The sequence below is a fragment of the Luteimicrobium sp. NPDC057192 genome, from assembly GCF_042670205.1.
GTDB lineage: Bacteria > Actinomycetota > Actinomycetes > Actinomycetales > Cellulomonadaceae > Luteimicrobium.
In genome coordinates this window covers 1-19,639 of record NZ_JBHUWD010000046.1, presented here as the reverse complement: position 1 = coordinate 19,639, position 19,639 = coordinate 1, and the positions used below count along the sequence as shown (strand labels likewise).

Annotated in this window: 18 protein-coding genes; 7 read left to right on the top strand and 11 right to left on the bottom strand. The window is 72.8% G+C overall.

The features are described from left to right. Window positions 1–49: 49 nt before the first annotated feature. The 4 genes from ACFT5B_RS17725 to ACFT5B_RS17710 form a co-directional block, all read right to left on the bottom strand. Window positions 50–1,714 (bottom strand): extracellular solute-binding protein, encoded by a 1,665-nt coding sequence (locus ACFT5B_RS17725; protein WP_386800499.1) that lies wholly within the window; start codon window positions 1,712–1,714, stop codon window positions 50–52. A gap of 81 nt (window positions 1,715–1,795) precedes the next feature. Next, complete coding sequence (locus ACFT5B_RS17720) at window positions 1,796–2,734, bottom strand: carbohydrate ABC transporter permease (RefSeq protein WP_386800498.1); 939 nt, start codon at window positions 2,732–2,734, stop codon at window positions 1,796–1,798. Continuing rightward, window positions 2,728–3,753: an ABC transporter permease gene (locus tag ACFT5B_RS17715; protein ID WP_386800497.1), complete on the bottom strand. Its 1,026-nt coding sequence runs from the start codon at window positions 3,751–3,753 to the stop codon at window positions 2,728–2,730. The genes ACFT5B_RS17720 and ACFT5B_RS17715 overlap by 7 nt, the downstream gene beginning before the upstream one ends. Further along, on the bottom strand, window positions 3,750–6,149 hold the full coding sequence (locus tag ACFT5B_RS17710; RefSeq protein ID WP_386800496.1) for a glycoside hydrolase family 3 N-terminal domain-containing protein: 2,400 nt from the start codon (window positions 6,147–6,149) through the stop codon (window positions 3,750–3,752). Before ACFT5B_RS17710 ends, ACFT5B_RS17715 begins: the two co-directional genes overlap by 4 nt. A gap of 318 nt (window positions 6,150–6,467) precedes the next feature. On the opposite strand from ACFT5B_RS17710, the gene ACFT5B_RS17705 reads away from it, so the two are divergent. From ACFT5B_RS17705 to ACFT5B_RS17690, 4 genes are all read left to right on the top strand, one after another. Next, a complete protein-coding gene (locus ACFT5B_RS17705) occupies window positions 6,468–7,520 on the top strand; it encodes a LacI family DNA-binding transcriptional regulator (protein WP_386800495.1) in 1,053 nt (350 codons plus the stop codon). 350 nt (window positions 7,521–7,870) lie between these two features. After that, window positions 7,871–8,206: a hypothetical protein gene (locus ACFT5B_RS17700; protein ID WP_386800494.1), complete on the top strand. Its 336-nt coding sequence runs from the start codon at window positions 7,871–7,873 to the stop codon at window positions 8,204–8,206. Then, entirely contained in the window at window positions 8,203–9,339 is a 1,137-nt protein-coding gene (locus ACFT5B_RS17695) for a Gfo/Idh/MocA family protein (protein WP_386800493.1), read from the top strand. Before ACFT5B_RS17700 ends, ACFT5B_RS17695 begins: the two co-directional genes overlap by 4 nt. Window positions 9,340–9,380: 41 nt before the next feature. Further along, window positions 9,381–9,581 carry a hypothetical protein gene (locus ACFT5B_RS17690; protein WP_386800492.1) on the top strand — a complete coding sequence of 67 codons (201 nt, stop codon included), beginning with the start codon at window positions 9,381–9,383 and terminating at the stop codon, window positions 9,579–9,581. Window positions 9,582–10,016: 435 nt separating this feature from the next. Here the strand turns inward: ACFT5B_RS17690 and ACFT5B_RS17685 are convergent, their stop codons facing one another. From ACFT5B_RS17685 to ACFT5B_RS17655, 7 genes are all read right to left on the bottom strand, one after another. After that, window positions 10,017–10,919 (bottom strand): MurR/RpiR family transcriptional regulator, encoded by a 903-nt coding sequence (locus ACFT5B_RS17685; protein WP_386800491.1) that lies wholly within the window; start codon window positions 10,917–10,919, stop codon window positions 10,017–10,019. Continuing rightward, on the bottom strand, window positions 10,916–11,833 hold the full coding sequence (locus ACFT5B_RS17680; RefSeq protein WP_386800490.1) for a metallophosphoesterase: 918 nt from the start codon (window positions 11,831–11,833) through the stop codon (window positions 10,916–10,918). Before ACFT5B_RS17680 ends, ACFT5B_RS17685 begins: the two co-directional genes overlap by 4 nt. 5 nt (window positions 11,834–11,838) lie before the next feature. Beyond that, on the bottom strand, window positions 11,839–12,792 hold the full coding sequence (gene phnE, locus ACFT5B_RS17675) for a phosphonate ABC transporter, permease protein PhnE (RefSeq protein WP_386800489.1): 954 nt from the start codon (window positions 12,790–12,792) through the stop codon (window positions 11,839–11,841). After that, window positions 12,789–13,610 (bottom strand): phosphonate ABC transporter, permease protein PhnE, encoded by an 822-nt coding sequence (gene phnE, locus ACFT5B_RS17670; RefSeq protein WP_386800488.1) that lies wholly within the window; start codon window positions 13,608–13,610, stop codon window positions 12,789–12,791. The genes phnE (ACFT5B_RS17675) and phnE (ACFT5B_RS17670) overlap by 4 nt, the downstream gene beginning before the upstream one ends. Further along, a complete protein-coding gene (gene phnC, locus ACFT5B_RS17665) occupies window positions 13,607–14,485 on the bottom strand; it encodes a phosphonate ABC transporter ATP-binding protein (protein ID WP_386800487.1) in 879 nt (292 codons plus the stop codon). The genes phnE (ACFT5B_RS17670) and phnC overlap by 4 nt, the downstream gene beginning before the upstream one ends. Window positions 14,486–14,580: 95 nt before the next feature. Continuing rightward, window positions 14,581–15,624: a phosphate/phosphite/phosphonate ABC transporter substrate-binding protein gene (phnD, locus tag ACFT5B_RS17660; protein WP_386800486.1), complete on the bottom strand. Its 1,044-nt coding sequence runs from the start codon at window positions 15,622–15,624 to the stop codon at window positions 14,581–14,583. 75 nt (window positions 15,625–15,699) lie between these two features. After that, the gene (locus ACFT5B_RS17655) at window positions 15,700–16,494 is read right to left on the bottom strand and encodes an HAD family hydrolase (protein ID WP_386800485.1); all 795 of its coding nucleotides are present in this window, start codon (window positions 16,492–16,494) and stop codon (window positions 15,700–15,702) included. Window positions 16,495–16,593: 99 nt separating this feature from the next. Here ACFT5B_RS17655 and ACFT5B_RS17650 point away from each other — a divergent pair, with 99 nt between their 5' ends. The 3 genes from ACFT5B_RS17650 to ACFT5B_RS17640 all read left to right on the top strand — a co-directional run bounded on the left by ACFT5B_RS17650 (window position 16,594) and on the right by ACFT5B_RS17640 (window position 19,587). Continuing rightward, complete coding sequence (locus tag ACFT5B_RS17650) at window positions 16,594–17,250, top strand: uridine kinase (protein WP_386800484.1); 657 nt, start codon at window positions 16,594–16,596, stop codon at window positions 17,248–17,250. A gap of 91 nt (window positions 17,251–17,341) precedes the next feature. Next, window positions 17,342–18,583, top strand: coding sequence for a glycosyltransferase (locus ACFT5B_RS17645; RefSeq protein WP_386800483.1), 1,242 nt, complete (start codon window positions 17,342–17,344; stop codon window positions 18,581–18,583). Between the two features lie 8 nt (window positions 18,584–18,591). Then, complete coding sequence (locus tag ACFT5B_RS17640) at window positions 18,592–19,587, top strand: SDR family oxidoreductase (RefSeq protein WP_386800482.1); 996 nt, start codon at window positions 18,592–18,594, stop codon at window positions 19,585–19,587. Window positions 19,588–19,639: the final 52 nt, after the last annotated feature.

Sequence of the window (19,639 nt, the reverse complement as noted above, 5' to 3'; positions counted from 1 at the left end):
TCTCCGGGGCTCGGCAGGGCACGGTGCGGTGGTGCGGGACGTCAGGACGTCACTTGTCCTGCGACCGCTGGTAGGCGGTGTTGTACGTGTCGATCAGCTGGTCGGCGCCGAGAGCCTTGATCTGGGTGACGTACTTGTCCCAGTCGCTCAGCGGGGTCTGACCGGTGATGAACTTCGCGGTCGCCGCGTAGACGGCGTCCTTGATCTGCGAGTCGACCAGCGACGTCTGCTCGAGCTCGTCCTCGTCGAGCTGGGCGGCCGGTGCGATCGGGAGCAGCTTCTTCTTGGCGAGGACGTCGTTCGTCCACTTCTTCGTCTCGTCGGACATCACGGACTGGAGGAGGTCCTTCGACGAGCCGTTGGCGAGGAGGAACACGCCGTTGCTGTAGCCGAAGTCGGCGTTGAGCTGCTTCGACGCGCCCGGGTTCAGGCCGTTCCAGTCGACGTCCTTGGCGAGCGTGCGCGCGCCGTCCGACCCCTTGGTGTAGGTCGTGCCCTCGACGCCCCACTGGGCGAACTCGATGCCCTCGTCCGAGTAGTACTGCCAGTCGAGGTACTGCAGGAGCGCCTTGAAGTGCGGGTCCTTCGCGGCGTCCGCGGACACCATGAGGCCCGAGGACAGGCGGCCGCTCGCGATGTAGTTGCCGGCGGGCCCGTCGGGGATGGTGATCATGTGCATGGTCATGTCGCCCTTGGCGTCCTTGACCTTCGTGCGGTACGACGTGATCTCCTGCGTGTTGCCGGAGATCGCCGCGGACTTCCCGGAGATGAACTTCTGGATCGCCTGGTCGTCGTTCTGGGTGATCTCGGGGTCGAGCACGCCCGACGACACGAGGCCCGCCGCGTAGGTGACGAGCTGCTTGTAGTTGTCGGTGGTGCCCGTCAGCTCGAACTTCTTGGTGTCCTGGTTGAACCACGTGTTGGAGTAGCCCCAGCCCGCGCTCGTGTTGAAGCCCGCCGACGCCGTCTGGAGGAACGCGCCGAGCGTCGTCGTGTCGGTCCAGCGGTCGGACATCGCGTACTGGAGACCGTTGGCGTCCTTGACCTTCTGGAGGTCCTGCGCGAACTCGTCCCACGTGGCCGGGTCGGTCGTGATGCCGGCCTTCTTCCACATCGCGTCGTTCACGACGACGGAGTACTGCACGTCCGGGACCTCACGGACGCCGGGGAGGATGTAGTACTCGCCGTCCGCCTGGCGGTGCGTGTCGAGCTCCTCCTGCAGCCCCCAGTCCTTGACCTTCTGCTCGAAGTTCGGCATGTACTGGATGTACTTCGAGACCGGCAGGAGCTGCCCGCCGGACACGAACTGGGTCTCCTGGCCGGGGTAGGTCACCGAGACGATCTCGGGGGTGTCGCCCGCGCCGATGAGCAGCGCCTTCTTGTTGTCCCAGTCGGCGAGCGGCACGTCGGTGCGCTTGAAGCTCACGTTCTGGTTGGCCTTGAGCTGCTGGAAGATCGACCAGTCGTCCTTGACCGGGTAGTTCGGGTGGTCGCGGTACATCATCGAGAACTCGACCGGCTCGGACGCCTTGAACGTCTCGCCGGCCTTGAAGTCGGCCATCGCGCCCTTCGAGTGGGCGTCGTCGATGGTGGCGCCGGAACCCGTGCCGTCCGACTTGTCGTCGTCGCCGCCACCCGAGCTGCACGCGGTGAGCGCGAGCGCGAGGGTGGCGAGGGTCGCCACGGCGGCGGTCCGCCTGCGGATGTTTCGCATCATTCTCCTTGAGGGGTTGAACGTCGTCGTTCGACGGTGGGAGTCGGGAGGTCGGGGGTGCGGGAGGGTGCGGACCTGCGCTCAGCCCTTGACGGAGCCGAGCATCACGCCCGAGACGAAGTACTTCTGGACGAACGGGTAGAAGCACACGATCGGCAGGACGGTGAGGAGCATCGTCACGGACTGGACGTTGGCGCCGATCTGGACGGCGTCGGACTGCGAGCCGGTGATCTCCTGCGCGCCGGTGGTCGCGGCGATGAGGTTGCGGAGGTAGACCGTGACCGGGAACAGGTCCTTCTTGTCGAGGTAGAGGAACGCGCCGAACCACGAGTTCCACATGCTCACGGCGTAGAAGAGGGTCATGGTCGCGAGCACGGCCTTCGACAGGGGCAGGACGATCTTGAGGAACACCCCGTAGGTCGTCATGCCGTCGAGGGCGGCCGCCTCCTCGAGCTCGCTGGGGAAGTTCTCGAAGAACGACTTCATGACGAGCAGGTTGAAGACGGAGATCGCGCCCGGGAGCACGATCGCCCAGATCGTGTTGCGCATGTGCAGCACGTTGGCGACGAGGATGTAGTTCGGGATCAGGCCGCCGCCGAAGAACATCGTGAAGAGCGCGATGCCGGTGAAGAACCCGCGCCCCTTGAGGTTCGGCCGGCTCAGGGCGTACGCGTACGTCGTCGTGAGGGCCATCGAGATGAGCGTCCCGACGACCGTGTACACGACGGTGTTCCGGTAGTTGCCCCAGAACATGGGGTCGCTGACGACGGCGTTGAACGTCGTGACGTTGAAGCCGCGCGGGATCAGGTTCACCTGGCCCGCCGCGATGTAGCCCTCGGACGAGAACGACTTCGCGATCAGGTTGACGAACGGGTAGAGCGTGATCGCCGCGATGAGCACGAGGACGACGGCGTTGACGATCCGGAACGTCGCGTAGCCCTTGGTGTCCTTGACGCCGAGCGCTGACGCGCGGACCGCCGCGATGTCAGGGGTGAGGTCGGGGGTCGTCTCGGTCACCACAGCGAGGCTCCAACCAGACGGCGCGACACGAAGTTCGCGCTGAGGACGAGGATCAGTCCGATGACGGACTCGAACAGGCCGATCGCGGCCGCGTAGGAGAACTGCGCGGACTGGATGCCCACCCGGTACAGGTAGGTCGAGATCACGTCGGCGGTCGAGTAGATGAGGGGGTTCTGCAGCAGCAGGACCTTCTCGAACCCGACGGCCATGAAGGAGCCGATGTTGAGGATGAGGAGGACCATCATCGTGGGCCGGATGCCGGGCAGGGTGACGTGCCACGTCTGCTGCCAGCGGTTCGCGCCGTCGATGCGCGCGGCCTCGTAGAGCTGGTCGTCGACCGTCGTCAGGGCGGCGAGGTAGAGGATCGTGCCCCAGCCGACGGTCTGCCAGACCTCGGAGCTGAGGTAGATCGAGCGGAACCAGCCCGGCTCCTGCATGAACGGGATCGCGTCGCCGCCGAACGCCCGGACCACCTGGTTGACCGTCCCGTCGACCGACACGAGCTGCAGGACGATGCCCGCGACGATGACGATCGACATGAAGTGCGGCAGGTAGGTGATCGTCTGGACGATCTTCTTGAACCGTCGCGACCGCAGCTCGTTGAGCATGAGCGCCAGCACGATCGGCAGCGGGAAGCAGATCAGCAGCGTCAGCCCGCCGAGGATCACCGTGTTCCAGAACACCGTCCAGAACTGCTGGTTGTGGATGAACTGCTCGAAGTAGTGGAAGCCCACCCACTCGTCGCCGAACGGGTTCCCGCCGGGCCGGAACTTCCGGAACGCGATGACGTTCCCGAGCATCGGGACGTAGCGGAAGACCAGGAGGAACACGATCGGCAGGACGAGGAAGGAGTAGAGCCGCCAGTCGCGGCGGAGCGCGACCTTCCACGACGTCTTGCCCTGCATCCGCAGCCGCTGGTCGCGGCTGACCTTGGGCGGCGGCGCCGGCTGCGCCGCTCCCCCGGGCTGCTCGGTCCGGCCGGGCAGCTCGGTCGTGCTGACGGCCTCGTTCAGGCTCATCGGACGGTCACCTCCGGTGCGGTGTCGGTGCGGTTCGTCGCGGGGTGCACGACGACGTCGGACACGAGCCGGCGGTCTGCCCCGACCTCGCGCTCGGGTCCGGTGAGCGTGGTCTGGAGCGCCGCGACGACGTCGGCGCTGGAGCGGGCGACGCGGAGCTCGACGTCGCCCGGCTCGACGACGCGCACGCCCCGCCGTCCGGTGAACGACGCGAGGTCGGCGTGCAGCGTGAGCTCGACGTCGGCGCTCTCGCCCGCCGCGAGGCTCACGCGGGCGTAGCCGACGAGGCGCGAGTCGGGCTGGACGCGCTGGGCGACCGGGTCGTGGAGGTAGAGCTGGACGACGTCGGTCCCGGCCCGCTCCCCCGTGTTGCGCACGGTGAGGCTCACGCGCGTCTCGCCGCCGGTGGACCACGGGGCGTCGTCGAGGCGGACGTCGTCCCACGCGAAGGACGTGTACGACAGGCCGTGCCCGAACGGGTAGAGGGGCGTGGGGTCGACCGACGAGACGCCGGTGCGGCGCGCGAGCGGCTCCGCGAGGTACGTGCCCGGCTGGCCGCCGGGGTGGGCGGGGACGCTCACGGGCAGCCGGCCGGACGGGTTGGTCACGCCCGCGAGCACCTCGGCGACGGCCTGGCCGCCGCGCTGGCCGGGGAAGAACGCCTGGACGATCGCGGCCGCCCGCTCCGCGACGTCGCCGAGCGCGTAGGGGCGCCCCGTGAGCAGCACGACGACGACGGGAGTACCGGTCGCGAGCAGCGCGTCGAGCAGGTCGGCCTGCACGCCCGGGAGGCGCAGGTCGGCGGCGTCGCAGCCCTCGCCCGAGGTGCCGCGGCCGAACAGGCCGGCGCGGTCGCCGAGCACCGCGACGCACACGTCCGCACCGGCTGCGGCCTCGACCGCGTCGGCGAAGCCCTCGCGCGAGGGGTCGTCGACGCCGCAGCCCGGGTGCAGGCTCACGTCGGCGAAGCGGTCGCGCAGCTCGTCGGCGAGCGTGGGGATCTCGACGCCGAGCGGCACCTCGGGGTGCTGCGCGCCGACGTGTGCGGGGAACGAGTAGCAGCCGAGCATCGCCATCGGGTCGTCGGCGAGCGGCCCGACGACCGCGAGCCGGGCGGACGGGGCGAGCGGGAGCGCCGGCGCGCCGTCGTCGGCACGGTTCGCCAGCAGGACGACGGACTCCCGCGCCAGCCGCAGCGCGAGCCCGCGCGCAGCGGGGGTGTCGAGCTCGACGTCGTCGAGGGCGGCGAGCGCGGCGTCGGGCGACCAGTCCGCGTCGAGGAGCCCGAGGTCGAGCTTCTGCCGGAGCACCCGGCGCAGCGCGCGGTCGACGAGGAGCTCGTCGATCTCGCCCGCGCGGACCGCGTCCGCGACGACGCCGAACGCGTCGACCGTGGGGAGCTCGACGTCGACGCCCGCCTCGAGCGCGAGGCGCGACGCCTCCGCGCGGTCGGCGGCGACCTTGTGCAGCGTCTCGAGGAACCGGACGCCGAAGTAGTCCGCCACGACCGTGCCGTCGAAGCCCCACTCGTCCCGCAGCAGACCGGTCAGGAGGGACGCGTCCGCCGCGGCGGGCACGCCGTCGACCGCGGCGTAGGAGTGCATGACGGACCGTGCTCCGCCGAGCCGCAGAGCGGCCTCGAACGGCGGCAGGACGACGTCCGCGAAGGCCGCGGGACCGAGGTCGACGGGCGCGAGGTTGCGGCCGGCGCGCGAGGCGGCGTACCCGGCGAAGTGCTTGAGCGTCGCGACGATCCCCGCGTCCTCGAGGCCGCGCACGTACGAGGCTCCGACCGTCGCGACGAGGTACGGGTCCTCGCCGATGGTCTCCTCGGTGCGGCCCCAGCGCGGGTCTCGGGTGACGTCGAGAACGGGTGCGAGGCCCTGGTGGACGCCGACGGCGCGCATCGAGGTGCCGATCGTCTCGGCCATCTCCCTGACCAGCTCCGGGTCGAACGACGCGCCCCACGACAGCGGCACCGGGTAGGCGGTGGCCTGCCAGGCCGCGAAGCCGGCGAGGCACTCCTCGTGGACCTGGGCCGGGATGCCGAAGCGGCTGCGCGCGACGATGTCGCGCTGGGAGGCGGCCAGCGACCGGGCGCCGGACGCCGGGTCGACCGGCGCGGTGCCGAAGGGGCGCGTGAGCTGACCGAGCCCGTCGCGGACGACGTGCTCCCAGCTCGGGACGTTGCCCGTCATGTCGGCCTGGTGCGGGGCGACGCCGCCGCCCGACGCGTCCGCGCCGACCCACACGCCGACGAGCTGCGCGACCTTCTCCTCGAGCGTCATCTGCTCGACGAGGTGCTCGACGCGCTCGTCAGGGCTGCGGGTCGCGTCCTGCCAGACCCGCGGCTCCTGCGCGGGTCCGTCAGGCCGGACGGTGGTCGGTGCGCTCATGCCCATCCCTCTCGGGCCACCTCGTCGTGGACCGCGGCGTGCGCCGCGCGCCACGACCGTGTGGCGTCGAAACTCTCGTTCCAGAGCCGAAAGATATCGGCTGCGTTGACCCTAGGGTCGGCCCATCCGGAGCGTCAAGCCGCGCCAGGTCTCAGTTCGATCACAAAACAAAGGCGCGCGGAGCGGGTGGAATCTCGCGCCGTGACCCGCCCCCTGGCGCCCACCGGCGGCCATGGACCACGCTCGAGGCACGAGCCGTGCGATGCTAGGTTCGTCGGGATCAGCCCGCGAAAGTTGCGATCAGAATTGCGAGCCACCATGAGCACCTCGGCCACGTCGTCGAGCGAAACATCCGCCGCGCCTCGGCGCCGCGGATCAGCGACGATCGCCTCCATCGCCGCGGAGACGGGCGTCTCCGTGCCCACCGTCTCCAAGGTCCTCAACGGCCGGCCCGACGTCGCCCCCGACACCCGCGCACGGGTCGAGGCAGCGCTCGAGCGGCACCAGTACCGACGGCGCACCCCACGCGCCCAGACCGAGTCGTCGCTCGTCGAGCTCGTGTTCCACCAGCTCGACTCCGCCTGGTCGATCCAGATCATCCAAGGCGTCGAGGCCGCCGCCGCCGCCGAGAACGTCGAGGTCGTCCTCTCCGAGCTCGGCGGCGAGCACCGCCCGCCCCAGCACTGGCTCGACAACGTCGTCGCCCGCCGGCCCCTCGGCGTCATCTTCGTGCTCTCCGGCGTCGACCCCGGGCAGCGCCAACAGCTCGACGCGCGATCCATCCCCTACGTCGTCGTCGACACCGCGGGCGAACCCCTGCCCGGCGTGCCCACCGTCGGGTCCAACAACTGGGCCGGCGGCCTCGCCGCGACCCGGCACCTGCTCCGGCTCGGCCACCGGCGGATCGCCATGATCTCCGGGCCCGCGGACGTCCTGTGCTCCAAGGCCCGGATCGACGGGTTCCGCACCGCCCACGAAGAGGCCGGGCTCGAGATCGACCCCACCCTCGTGCGGCACGGCAACTTCTACGTCGACGGCGGCTTCCGCCACGGCATCGAGCTCCTCTCGCGCGACGACCGGCCCACCGCCGTGTTCGCGGGCTCCGACATGCAGGCGCTCGGCGTCCTGCGCGCCGCCCGCGAACTGCGGCTCCGCGTGCCCGAGGACGTCAGCGTCGTCGGGTACGACGACCTGCCGCTCGCCGAGTGGATCGGGCCGTCCCTCACGACGATCCGGCAGCCGCTCACCGACATGGCAGGGACCGCGACGCGCATGCTCCTCGGCCTCGCGCGCGGGGAGCAGCCCGTCACGCCGCAGCTCGACCTCGCGACCGAGCTCGTCGTCCGGGAGAGCACGTCTCCGCCTCGGTGACGCACTCGCGTCGTCCCGTTCGGGTTCGGGTGGTGCGCGGTCTCGGCTGGGGAGTGCGGGTCGGGAGGGGTGCGCGCGGTCTTCCATCCGGCCGCTCGTCCCTCGCGGCCTCCCGCCAGACCCGCCACGACCGCGCGCACCCCTCCCGCCCCACCCTTCGCCGCGACGTCACCTCCGGCGGAGCTCGCCCAGCCAGCTGTCCGCCGACGGTGACGCCCCGTTCGCCGACGGTGACGCCCCGTTCGCCGACGGTGACGCCCCGTTCGCCGACGGTGACGCCCCGTTCGCCCGGGCGCGCTGAGCAGGCAGTACGCTCACGTGGAACTTCAGCACCGTCCTCGGGAGGCGTCGTGTCCGGCACCGTCAGCACGCCCGAGCCCGCGCGCCCGCAGCAGCCCGCGCCGGGGAACATGCGGCCCGTGCACGACGGCGCAGATCCCGTCGACGAGACGAGACGGCGGCTCCAGGACCGGCTGAGCACGGTGCTCTCGTGGCTCACGCTCGCGATCTGCCTCGCCGTGGGGATCCCGATCGACAACCTGCGCCCGGGCTGGGTGTGGTGGGTCGTCAGCGGCTTGATCGCGCTGGTGATCGTCCTCGTGCTCCAGTTCGTCGTGCGGCCACGGGTCGTACGGCGCCTGACGCCCTGGCTGCTCGCCCGGCAGAACCGGAGGAACGCCCTATGACGTCGTCCGTCGCCCTCGTCGGCTTCCGCGGCTACGGCGCGTCCTACCTCCCCCGGCTCGCGGAGCTCGAGGCGACGGGCACCGCCCGGCTGTCCGCCGTCGTCGGGCCGGGTGCGCCCGAGAACGCCGATCCCGACGCCGTCCGCGCCGTGCCGTGGTTCGCGTCGCTCGACGACCTGCTCGCGCGCGAGGTGCCGGACGTCGTCGTGGTCTGCACCCCGATCCCCACGCACCTGCCGCTCGCGGTCGAGGCGCTCCGCGCGGGCGCGGACGTCCTCGTCGAAAAGCCCACGGCCGCGTCGCTCGCCGAGCACGCCGAGCTCGTCGCGGTCGCCCGCGAGACGGGCCGACTGTGCCAGGTCGGGTTCCAGACGTTCGGGTCCAGCGCCCTCGCCGCGGCCCGCGAGGCCGTGGCCGACGGCGAGATCGGCGAGCTCGCGGGTGCCGGCGCGGTCGGTGCGTGGACGCGGACCGACGGCTACTGGGCCCGCTCGGCCTGGGCAGGCCGACGCACGCTCGACGGGCGGGACGTCGTCGACGGCGTCGTCACCAACCCGCTCGCGCACGCGGTCGCGACGACGCTGCACGTGGTCGGCGCGACGCGCGCCGAGCACGTCGCCGACGTCGTCACCGACCTGTTCCACGCGAACCCGATCGAGGCGGACGACACGTCGTCGGTCCGGGTCACGACGGCGTCCGGGCTCCGGGTGGGCTTCGGGTTCACCCTGTGCGCGCCCGAGCAGGCGCCCGCGCGCGTGCTGCTGCGCGGCACGGACGGCGAGATCACGCTGCGCTACGAGCGCGACGAGGCCGTCGTCACGGGGCGGCGCGGCCAGCGGACGATCCGCGGCGGACGGGCCGACCTGCTCGCCGACCTGCTCTCCGCCCGCGCGCACGGCCACGACCTGCTGTGCGACGTCGTCGACACGGGTGCGTTCATGCGCGTGCTCGACGCCGTCCGCGCCGCCCCCGACCCGCGCGCCGTCGGCGCCGAGCAGGTCACGTGGGAGGGCGAGGGCGACGCGCGGCACCCCGTCGTGCACGACGTCGCCGCCTGGTGCGAGCGCGTCGCGCGCGAGCAGCGGACCTTCACCGAGCTCGGCGCACCATGGGCCGTCCCGACACGCGTCTGACCACCGCGCGGGCCGACGTCCCCGGCGCTACCGTCGGCTCCATGAGCGATGGCATCCGCATGAGCCGCGAGCAGCTCGAGAACGAGCTCGCCGCCCTCCGCGAGGTGGGCTGGACCCCCGACCGCGTGCGGGCGGGGAGCCTGCACGTCGACGAGGTCAGCGGCGCGTACCAGTTCGACGAGGCGACCGACGGCGAGCAGACGTACGCCGACCTCGCGAAGGACGTCGGCGTCCCCCTCTGATCCTCCCCGCCGGCCCGCCGACGGTGACGTCCCGTTCGCCGACGGTGACGACCCGTTCGCCGACGGTGACGTGGGCGGCTCTGGTCGGGTTCGCGGGCGGGCGCGGCGAGCTGGTTCGGGCTGCCGTGCTTCGGCCCTGGGGGCCGTGCGCACTCCTTGACGCCCTTCACCACCTCCCCGCACCCACCCGCTCGGCCGGTCCCTCGGTCGCTCGGGATCGACCGCCGCGCGTGCCGAACATGCGCTTGCCCACCACAGCCGGCCGCCGAACAGGGGGCTACTCACCCGTTCGCCACCAAGACAGTGGACAACGTCATGGTCGGCAAGGACCCGGGTGGATCAACGCATGGTCGACCCCGCACGTCACACTCGGCGGACCGAACGTCACACTCGGCGACACCAGCGACACCAGCGGCACGCTCGGCGACAGGGTGGCTACTCGGCGAGGTTGTCGCTGATCGCGTCGAGCGCGAGCGCCTTGGCGCGCGTCGCGGCCTCGCCCAGCCGCGCGGTGACGGCGGCGACCAGCCCCTCGACGAGGATCGCCTGCGGCAGCCGCGACGCGAGGGTGATCTCGTCGCGGAACGTGAGGTCGGGCATGGTCACGACGAGGTTCGTGCCGGCGAGCTGTGTGAGCGGGCTGCGCGCGAACGCGGTGACGGCGATGACGGTCGCCCCTGCGGCGACGGCGGCGTCCGCGGACCGCAGGCTCGACGCGTTCGAGCCCGAGCCGGAGATCACGAGCAGCACGTCCTCGGGTGCGAGGAGCCGCGCCGTGATCTGCTGGCTGATGACGTCGATCGGGGCCTCGGCGGCCCGGCCCGCGCTGGTCAGGCGGGCGGCGGCGTCGAGCGCGAGCGACGCGGACAGCCCGCTCCCGACGACGACGACGCGGCGGGCGGTTGCGATCGCCTCGACCGCGGACGCGACCTGGTCGCCGTCGAGCAGCGCCATCATGCCGACGACGCCCGCAGCGACCTGCCGGAACGTGTCCTCGACGATGCCCGACGGCGTCCGCGCGGCCCCCGCCGCCGCGCGCACGGGTGCCGCGTCCGCGGAGCCGGGTGCGCCGCCGTCGTGCGCGGTCGCGGCGAAGGCGGCGTCGCGCGCGAGCAGCACGCGGAGCTGCTGGTAGCCGGAGAAGCCGAGGCTCTGGCACGTCCGGACGACGGTCGCGCGCGACGCCCCCGCGAGCTCGGCGACCTGCTGCGAGCTGAGCTCGACGATCTCCGCGGACCGCGCGAGCAGCACCTGCGCGACCGCCTGCTCGGTGGGCAGGAGCGACGGGAGCAGCGAGCGGATCGTGGCCGCGACCTCGCCCGGACGCGACGGGGTCACGACGACGCCCCCGGGCCGGCGAGGGCGGCGATCCGCTCGACCTCGCCGGGCGGCAGGTCGAAGAGCTCGGTGCCGTCGGCGACGTCCGAGGCCTCTCGGACGGCGACGGCGACCGCGGACGGCGCCGGCACGGTCACCGCACCCGACCCGTGCGGTACCCCGGGCACGTCCACGACCGCGAACCCCGAGCCGACCTCGGCGCGCTCGTGACCGCAGGGGGCGAAGGGGTCGGACGAGTTCGCGACCCCGGGCGCGACGGAGACGAACACCCCGCCCGCCGTCGTCGTGAGCGCATGGTGGTAGTGCCCTGCGAGGACCGCGAAGACCCCGGCCCGGGCGCACTCGTCGACGAACGCCTGAGGCTCCTGCAGCTCGAGCGCGGCCAGCAGGGCGGAGAGCGCGGGCACGGGCGGGTGGTGCAGCACGACGACGCTCGGCCGGAACGGCGTCCCGCCCGGGTTCGCGGCGTTCTCCTCGCGGTCCGGGTCCTCTTCCCCGGCGAGCGCGCCGCGCAGCCGGTCGAGCTGGGCGGCGTCGAGCCGCCCGTACCCGGCGCCGGGCACCGAGGTGTCCACGGTGACGACGCGGAAGCCCCGCACGAGCACGGTGCGCTCGCGCGCACCGAGCACCTCCTCGAAGCCGGCGCGCTGGTCGTGGTTGCCCATCGCGGGCACGACGACGGCGCCGCGCTCGGCCGCCCAGGGTCCGACGAGCTCGAGGAGGGTCCGGTACGAGGCGGGCGTGCCGTCGTCGGACAGGTCGCCCGAGAGCACGACGACGTCCACGTCGGGGACCGCGGACGCCCGGTCGAGCACGGACCGCAGCGCGGCCGTGGTGTCCACGACGTCGTAGTGCCGGGTCGCGTCGCCGAACAGGTGGGTGTCCGAGACGTGGAGGATCCGCAGCGGGCGCACGACGGTCACCCTACGGGTCCCGACCCGCCGAGGTCGCCGGACCGCACGTCGTCCTCGAGCACGCTCGGGGACGCCTCGAGCCGGGCGGCGCGCACCGACCGCTTGCGGAGCGCGGTCACGACCGGCAGCTCCCAGCGACCGGTGATGATGCGGTGCCGCACGGTCCCGGAGACCTGGTCGATGAGCATCGTGACGACCACGACGACGATCATGAGCACGCCGACGACGTCCCAGACGCGGAACTGGATGTTGTCGACGAGCATCTTGCCGATGCCGCCCGCGCCGATGAGCCCGAGGATCGCGGACGCGCGGACCGAGATCTCGAACCGGTACAGCCAGAACGCGAGGACCTCGGGCGAGGCGTTGGGCCAGACGCCCCACCGCATGACCTGGGCGCGGGACGCCCCGGCCGCGGTCGCGGCCTCGGTCGCGCCGCCGTCGACGGCCTCGAAGGCTTCGTAGCCCCACTTGCCGAGCGTGCCGACGGAGCCGATCGCGATGGCGAGCGCACCCGTGAACGCGGTGAGGCCCGTGACCGACAGCATGAGGACGGCGATGACGACCTCGGGGACCGCGCGGAGCAGCGCGAACACGGCCCGCAGCGGCCACCGCACGACGACGGGCGCGAGGCCGCGCGTCGCGAGCAGGCTGAGCGGGAACGAGATCACGACGCCGAGAGCGGTGCCGAACCACGCCATCGCGACCGAGAGCATGGTCGCCGAGAGGGCCTGGGGCAGCTGGGACCACGCCGGCGGCAGGAACATCAGCCCGAGGTAGTGCCAGAGCTTGCCCGGCATGTCCCACAGGGCGTCCCACGAGATGTCGACGCCCCAGAACGCCGCCACCACGACGAGCACGACGACCAGCCAGACGGCCTTGCGCGCGAGGTGGGCGGGCTTGCGGGGGCGGTCCTGCGTCGTCTGACGCGCGGGGACGACCCGGGTCGGGGCGGCGGTCATCGGACGAGCCTCTTGCGCGCGGCCGAGCTGAGGAGCTCGAGCAGGAGGACCAGGACGAGGATCTCGAGGATGATCAGCGACAGGTAGTGGTACTGGTAGAACGTCCGGACCCGGTCGATGAGCATGCCGAGGCCGCCGGCGCCGACGAGGCCGATGACGGTGGACGCGCGGATGTTGAGCTCGAGCACGTAGATCGTCTGGGAGACGTACTGCGGCGCGACCTCGGGCAGCATCGCGGCCCGGTCCGCCTGCAGCCACGTGGCGCCCGACGCGAGCGCCGCCTCCTGGCCGCCGCGGTCCACGCCGTCGAGCGCCTCGGAGACGAGCTTGACCATGATGCCGAGGTTGAAGAGCACGAGCGACAGGACGCCGGACAGCGCGCCCGTGCCGACGACGGTCACGAAGATCGACGCGTAGAGCAGGTCGGGGATGGACCGGACGACGTTCATCACGGTCCGGACGAACCCGAGCAGCGGGCCGTTCGGGTTGGTCGCGCGCGACGCGAGGAACGACAGCGGGAGCGAGACGGCGCACCCGACGGCCGTGCCGATCACGGCCATCTGCACGGTCTCGAGCAGCGGCTGGAGCGTCTCGCCGAAGAACGAGTAGTCCGGCTGGGAGAGCTGGACGAGCGTGTTCTGCGCGTTGCTGAAGTTCTGCGCGAGGGCGGCGAGGTCGACGTCGACCGCCACCCACGACCACGCCGTGATCGCCACGAGCACCGCGACCACGACGACGCGCGCCGGCCAGCGACGCGGCTTGCTCGGCCGCGCGGGAGCCGCGGCGCGGGGCGCAGCTGCAGCAGCGGCGGCGCTCACTCGAGCACCGCCGGCGGGGCGTCGAGCACGTCCTCCGCGGTGAGCGACCGGCCGTAGATCTCCTCGAGGGTCGACTCGTCGGCGTCCGCGGCGGGCCCGTCGTAGACGACCTCGCCGGCGCGCAGGCCGATCATGCGCTGGCCGTAGCGGCGGGCCAGGTCGAGGAAGTGGAGGTTGACGACGACGGTGATCCCGAGCTCGGCGTTGATGCGCTGCAGGTCCCGCATCACGACGTGCGAGGTGGGCGGGTCGAGCGACGCGACGGGCTCGTCGGCGAGGATCACGCGGGGCTGCTGGGCGAGCGTGCGCGCGATCGCGACGCGCTGCTGCTGGCCGCCCGACAGCTCCGACGCGTTGGAGTACGCCTTCTGGACGATCTCGACGCGCTCGAGCGCCTGCATCGCGAGCTCGACGTCGTCGGCGCGCCAGGCGCCCAGCAGGCTGCGCCACGTCGGCGTGTGGTGCAGGCGGCCGACGAGCACGTTGTTGAGCACGCTCGTCCGGCGCGCGAGGTTGAAGCTCTGGAAGACCATGCCGACCTCGCTGCGCAGCCGGCGCTGCGCCGCGCCGCGCAGGCCCGAGAGCCGGTAGATGCCGTCCGCGGCGGACGCTCCCGTGGCGCTCACGTCGCCCACGGTGATCTCGCCCGACGTGATCGGGACCAGGCCGTTGATGGTCCGCACGAGCGTGGACTTGCCCGCGCCCGACAGCCCGACGACCGCGACCATCTCCCCCGGCTCGATGGTCAGGGACACGTCGCGCAGGCCCTGGTAGCCGTTCGGGTACGTGACGTCCACGTGCTCGAAGCGGATGCCCGCCCCGCGCCCGCCGTCCGCGGGGGCGCGCCCGGCGCCGTCGTCCTGGTGCCCGCTCATGGGGTCTTCCTTCCTGGAATGCGCTCCGGGACCTTCGGTCCCGGGACTGGCCGACCCGGACGGCGCGGGATCACCGCGCCGCCCGGGCCGGGGTGTCAGCCGAGGCCGATCGACGCGGCCACCTGCTGAGTCTCGCTCAGCTTGGCCGGGTCGGCGTCGACGAGACCGGTGATCTGGTAGATCGCCGTCAGAGCCTTCACGCCCTCGGGCGTGGAGGCGTAGTCCTTCATCGCGTCCGCGATCTTGGTCTGCCAGGCCTTGCTCAGGCCGGCCGAGAGCGAGACCCCGTCGTTCGGGATCTCGTCGGTCAGCGCGAACACGACGACCTTGGTGCCCACGTCGGGGGTGTCGCCCTGGACGACGCTGCGCGCGTCCCAGTAGCTCGTCCCGACCTCGGCGTCGCCGTTGTAGACGGCGAGGACGCTCGCGTCGTTGGCGGTCACCTGGACGACCTTGACGTCCTTGTCGACGTCGAGACCGGCCTTCTTCATCGCGGCGACCGGGAAGATGTAGCCCGCGGGCGACGCCGCCTGGAGCAGCGAGACGGTCGCGCCCTTGATCTTGGGCAGCGAGTCGAGCCCCGCGGGGCCCGTGCCGGACTCCGTGCCGTTGCAGTACAGCATCCCGTTCTCGCCCTTGACGGGGGTGTCGGCGCAGTACTTGTCCGGGTTGTTCGTCATGAACTGGGCCGCGTACGTGGACTTGCCGTTGCGCTGCGTCTGCAGCGCCGGGACGGCCCCGTACTTGTCGCAGGCCTGGCTCATCTGCAGGCTCGGCAGCATGCCGATCTGCGCCTGGTTCGAGCCGATGGCCTCGACCGCCGCCTGGTAGTCCTGCGTGATGACGCCCTTGACGGGGATGCCGAGGCGCTGGGTCAGCGCGTCCTCGAGCGGCTTGACCGTCTCGACGAGCTTCTTCGCGTCGCCCGACGGGACGAGCGCGAGGGTGAGGCCCGTCGGGTCCTTGGCGCCGTCGTCGGACTTGCCGGTGCAGGGCGCGGACGCGCCCGCGGTGCCCGAGCCGGAGCCCCCGCTCCCCGACGCGTCCTCCTGGGAGGCGCCGCAGCCGGCGAGGACGAGGGACGTGGCGAGCGCCGCGGCGCCGACGAGCCCCGCGAGTCGTGCACGTGCGATGTTCATGGCGTTCCCGTTCTGTTCTGTCCGTCAGGGTGACGGGGTTGCTGTTCGGGTCGGATCGGTGGTGGTGCGGTCGGCTCAGGACACGGGTGCGAGGCCGTGGACGACCGGTTCGTGGCGCGCCACGAACCCCGCGGGGTCGGCCGCCCACTCCCGGATCGCCGGGTAGAGCTCCTCGAAGGTCCGGGCGGCCGCGTGCGCGGGCCCGGGGCGGTGACCGAAGCGGTCGATGAGCGCGGTCGCGCAGCCGGCGGCGAGCGGGGGCTCGACGTCGTTGCGCCACACGTCGCCGACGGCGAGCACGGCCTGTGGCGGCCGGCCGGCGAGGTACGCGGGGAGGATGCGGTCCCAGCCCGCGGGCTTGGCCGCCTCGGTGACGACGTCGTCGAGCACGTCCGCGAGGCCGAGCCGCGCGAGGGTCTCGGTGACGCCGCGCGCCGGGGCGTTGGTGACGAGGACCCGCTCCACCTGCGGGCCGAGCTCCTCGAGGAGGGCGACGAGGCCGGCGGGAGCCGCGACCTCGAGGCCCGACGTGGCGAGGGCCTCGCGCGAGGCCGTGTACGCGGCGTCGAGCTGGGCGGGGGTCGCGTGGCGCGCCGCGAGCGCCGCGACCGCGGCGTACCCGTCGACCGGCACCTGGCCGTCGGCCTGGGCCTCGGTGGCGGCCGCGGAGTCGAGGTAGGCCTCGAGCCCCTCGCGGAGGTCCTCGGAGAAGGATCGTCCTGCGGCACCGTGGATGTCGGTCGTGGCGGTGTCGGTCGTGGCGGCGTCGAGGACGGCCGTGACGACGGCGTCGGCATAGGCGCGGACGGGTCCGTCACCCACGCACACGGTGCCGTCGAAGTCGAGCAGGAGCACTGCGGGGTGGTTCACGGCAGCGATGCTAGCCCGCTCACGGACGTTCGGTTCACGAAATCCGGTTCCGTGGAACAACTGTTCACGGATCGTTAACTCCGCTGGGAGAATGGGACGGTGACCGAGGCCGCCGACCCCGCCGAGAACGAGCCCACCCTCTTCCCCCTGCCCGACGGCGCCCGCGTGCCCGCACGCCGCGTCGTCCTGCTCACCGGGGCGTCGGGCTCGGGCAAGACGTCGCTCACCCGGCGCCTCGGGCTCCCCGTCGTCGCGCTCGACGACTTCTACCTCGACGGCGACCACCCCGACCTGCCCCACCGGTTCGGCATCGTCGACTGGGACGACCCCGCGAGCTGGGACGGCGCCGCCGCGCTCGCCGCGCTCGACCGGCTGTGCCGCGAGGGCCGCTCCGAGGTCCCGGTCTACGACATCTCGACCTCGCGCCGGACGGGCACCACGTCGCTCGACGTGTCGGAGGCGCCGCTCGTCGTCGCGGAGGGCATCTTCGCCGCGGAGCTCGTCGACGCGTGCCGCGCCGAGGGCATCCTCGCGGACGCCATCTGCCTGCGCCGCCCGCGCGTCGTGACCGCCTGGTACCGGCTGCTGCGCGACCTCGGCGAGATGCGCAAGCCGCCCCTCACGCTGCTGCGGCGCGGGTGGGGGCTGCTGCGCGCCGAGCCCGCGCTCGTGCGGAAGTGGGTCGCGCTCGGGTGCCGGCCCATGAGCCCCGCCGAGGCCGAGCGCACCGTCCGGGCCCTCGTCCCCGCGCCGTAGCCCCCGTCCGCCGCCCGCGCGCGGCGCAGCGTTGACCCAGCCGTCACGGACCCGACATCCGGCCGCAACCGACCGGCCCCATGCTCACCGCATGACGACGAGGCCCGTGCGGGTGCTGTCCGTGTACGAGGGGTTCTTCAGCGGTGGCGCGCGTGCGCTCCACACGAGCGTGGTGACCGGCCTGCACGCCGGCGGCACCCAGACCCATCGCGTCCTCGCGATCCACCGCGAGGTGCAGCGCGAGAGCCTGCGCCAGCGCATGGTCGACGACCCCCGCTACCAGGCGCTGCGCCGGGCCGGGGTGCGGGTGTCCACGCTCGGCCGCGGCTGGGACGTGCCCGCGGACCAGCCCTTCGACGAGGCCGAGCTCGCGCACGCGGCCCGGCAGGCGGCGTCGTCGGACGTGGTCCTCACGCTCAAGGAGCAGCCGCTGCGGCTCCTCACCGCCGACGCGATGGCCGACGTCCCGGTCGTGGCGTGCCTGCACCGCTCCGACCCCGAGCACTCGGGGCGGGGACTCACCGACCTGCTGGCTGCGGCGTCGTCGGGCCGGCTCGCTGCGGCCGTGTGCTGCGCCTGGTCGACGCGCGACGCGTACGCCGCCGCCGGCGTGCCGGAGAGCCTGCTCACGGTCGTGCCCAACGGGGTCGACCTGCTGCGGTTCCGGCCCGCGGGCGTGGGGCGGCGCGCCACCCTGCGGGTGCGGTCGGGCATTCCGGTCGCCGCGTCCGTCGTCGTGCTCGCGGCGCGCTACGACGCCATGAAGGACGTCCCGCTGTTCCTCGCGGCAGCGCGCGTGCACCTCGCCACCGACGACGCCGCGCACGTGGTCGCGTGCGGCGCCGGGATGAGCCTCGCGAACCCGGGGCTCGCCGACGACGTCGAGCGCGCGTTCGGCGACCGGCCCGACCTCCTGGACCGGCTCCACCTGCTCGGGGTCCGGCACGACGTCCCGTCGGTGCTCGCGATCGCGGACGTCGTCGCCCTCACGTCGTCCTTCGGGGAGGCCGCGCCGCTGTGCCTCATCGAGGGCGCGATGTGCGGCGCGGTGCCCGTCTCGACGGACGTCGGCGACGCCGCGCGGATCGTCGAGGGGATCGGGCTGGTGGTCGCGCGCGACCCGCACACGATCGCCGCCGGGTGGGCCGAGGGCGTCGCGCGCCGCGACGAGCTGACGCCCGCGCTCCAGCGCAGCCGGTCCCGGTTCAGCCGGACGCGCATGGTCGCGTCGTACGCGGGCGTCGTCGAGCGGGTGGCGGGGCGGCCGGGGACGCGGCCCGCCGGACGCCGACCGGTCGAATCGTTGCGAGGGGCCCCCGCGCGGGTGCGATGATCAGCACCATGACTGCGACGAAGCGGATCCTGTTCCTCGGCGGCAGCGGCGTCATCTCCGCGGCCACCGTCCAGCGCGCGGTGGAGGCGGGGCACCAGGTGACCGTCCTCAACCGCGGCACCACCACCGTGCGGCCGCTGCCGGACGACGTCCGCCGCCTCACCGGCGACCTGCGCGACCCCGCGTCCCTCGACGCCGCGCTGGCCGGCCAGGAGTTCGACGTCGTCGGGCAGTTCATGGCGTTCACGACCGAGCACGTCGCCGCGGACGTCGAGCGCTTCGACGGGCGCGTGGGCCAGTACGTGTTCATCAGCTCCGCCTCGGCGTACCAGAAGCCGCCGGCCCGCCTTCCGGTGACCGAGTCGACGCCCCTGCGCAACCCGTTCTGGCAGTACTCGCGCGACAAGGCGGCCTGCGAGGACCTGCTCGTCGCCGCCTACCGCGACCGCGGCTTCCCCGCCACGATCGTCCGGCCCTCGCACACCTACGACCGCACCATCCTGCCCACCCTGGGCGGCTGGACCGACGTCGCCCGGATGCGGGCCGGAAAGCCCGTCGTCGTGCACGGGGACGGCACGAGCCTGTGGACGCTCACGCACGCGAAGGACGTCGCCGTCGGGCTCGCGGGGCTGCTCGGGCACCCCGCCGCGACCGGCGAGGCGTTCACGCTGACGGGCGACCACACCCCCACCTGGGACCAGGTCTACACGTGGCTCGGGCAGGCCGCGGGAGTCGAGCCCGAGCTCGTGCACGTCGCGTCGGAGACGATCGCGGCGGCGGCCCCCGAGCACGGGCCCGGGCTGCTCGGCGACAAGGCGCACTCGATGGTCTTCGACAACGCCAAGGTCCGTGCTCTCGTCCCCGAGTTCCGGACCACGACGACGTACGACGAGGGCGCCGTCGAGCAGATCGCCTGGTTCGACGCCCACCCGCACTTCCAGGACGTCGACCCCGCGTTCGACGCGCTCTCCGACCGCCTGGTCGCGCACGCCCGCGCGATCTGACCGCGAGGTACCCCGGCATCCGGGGTACCTCGCGAGGTACCCCGGATGCCGG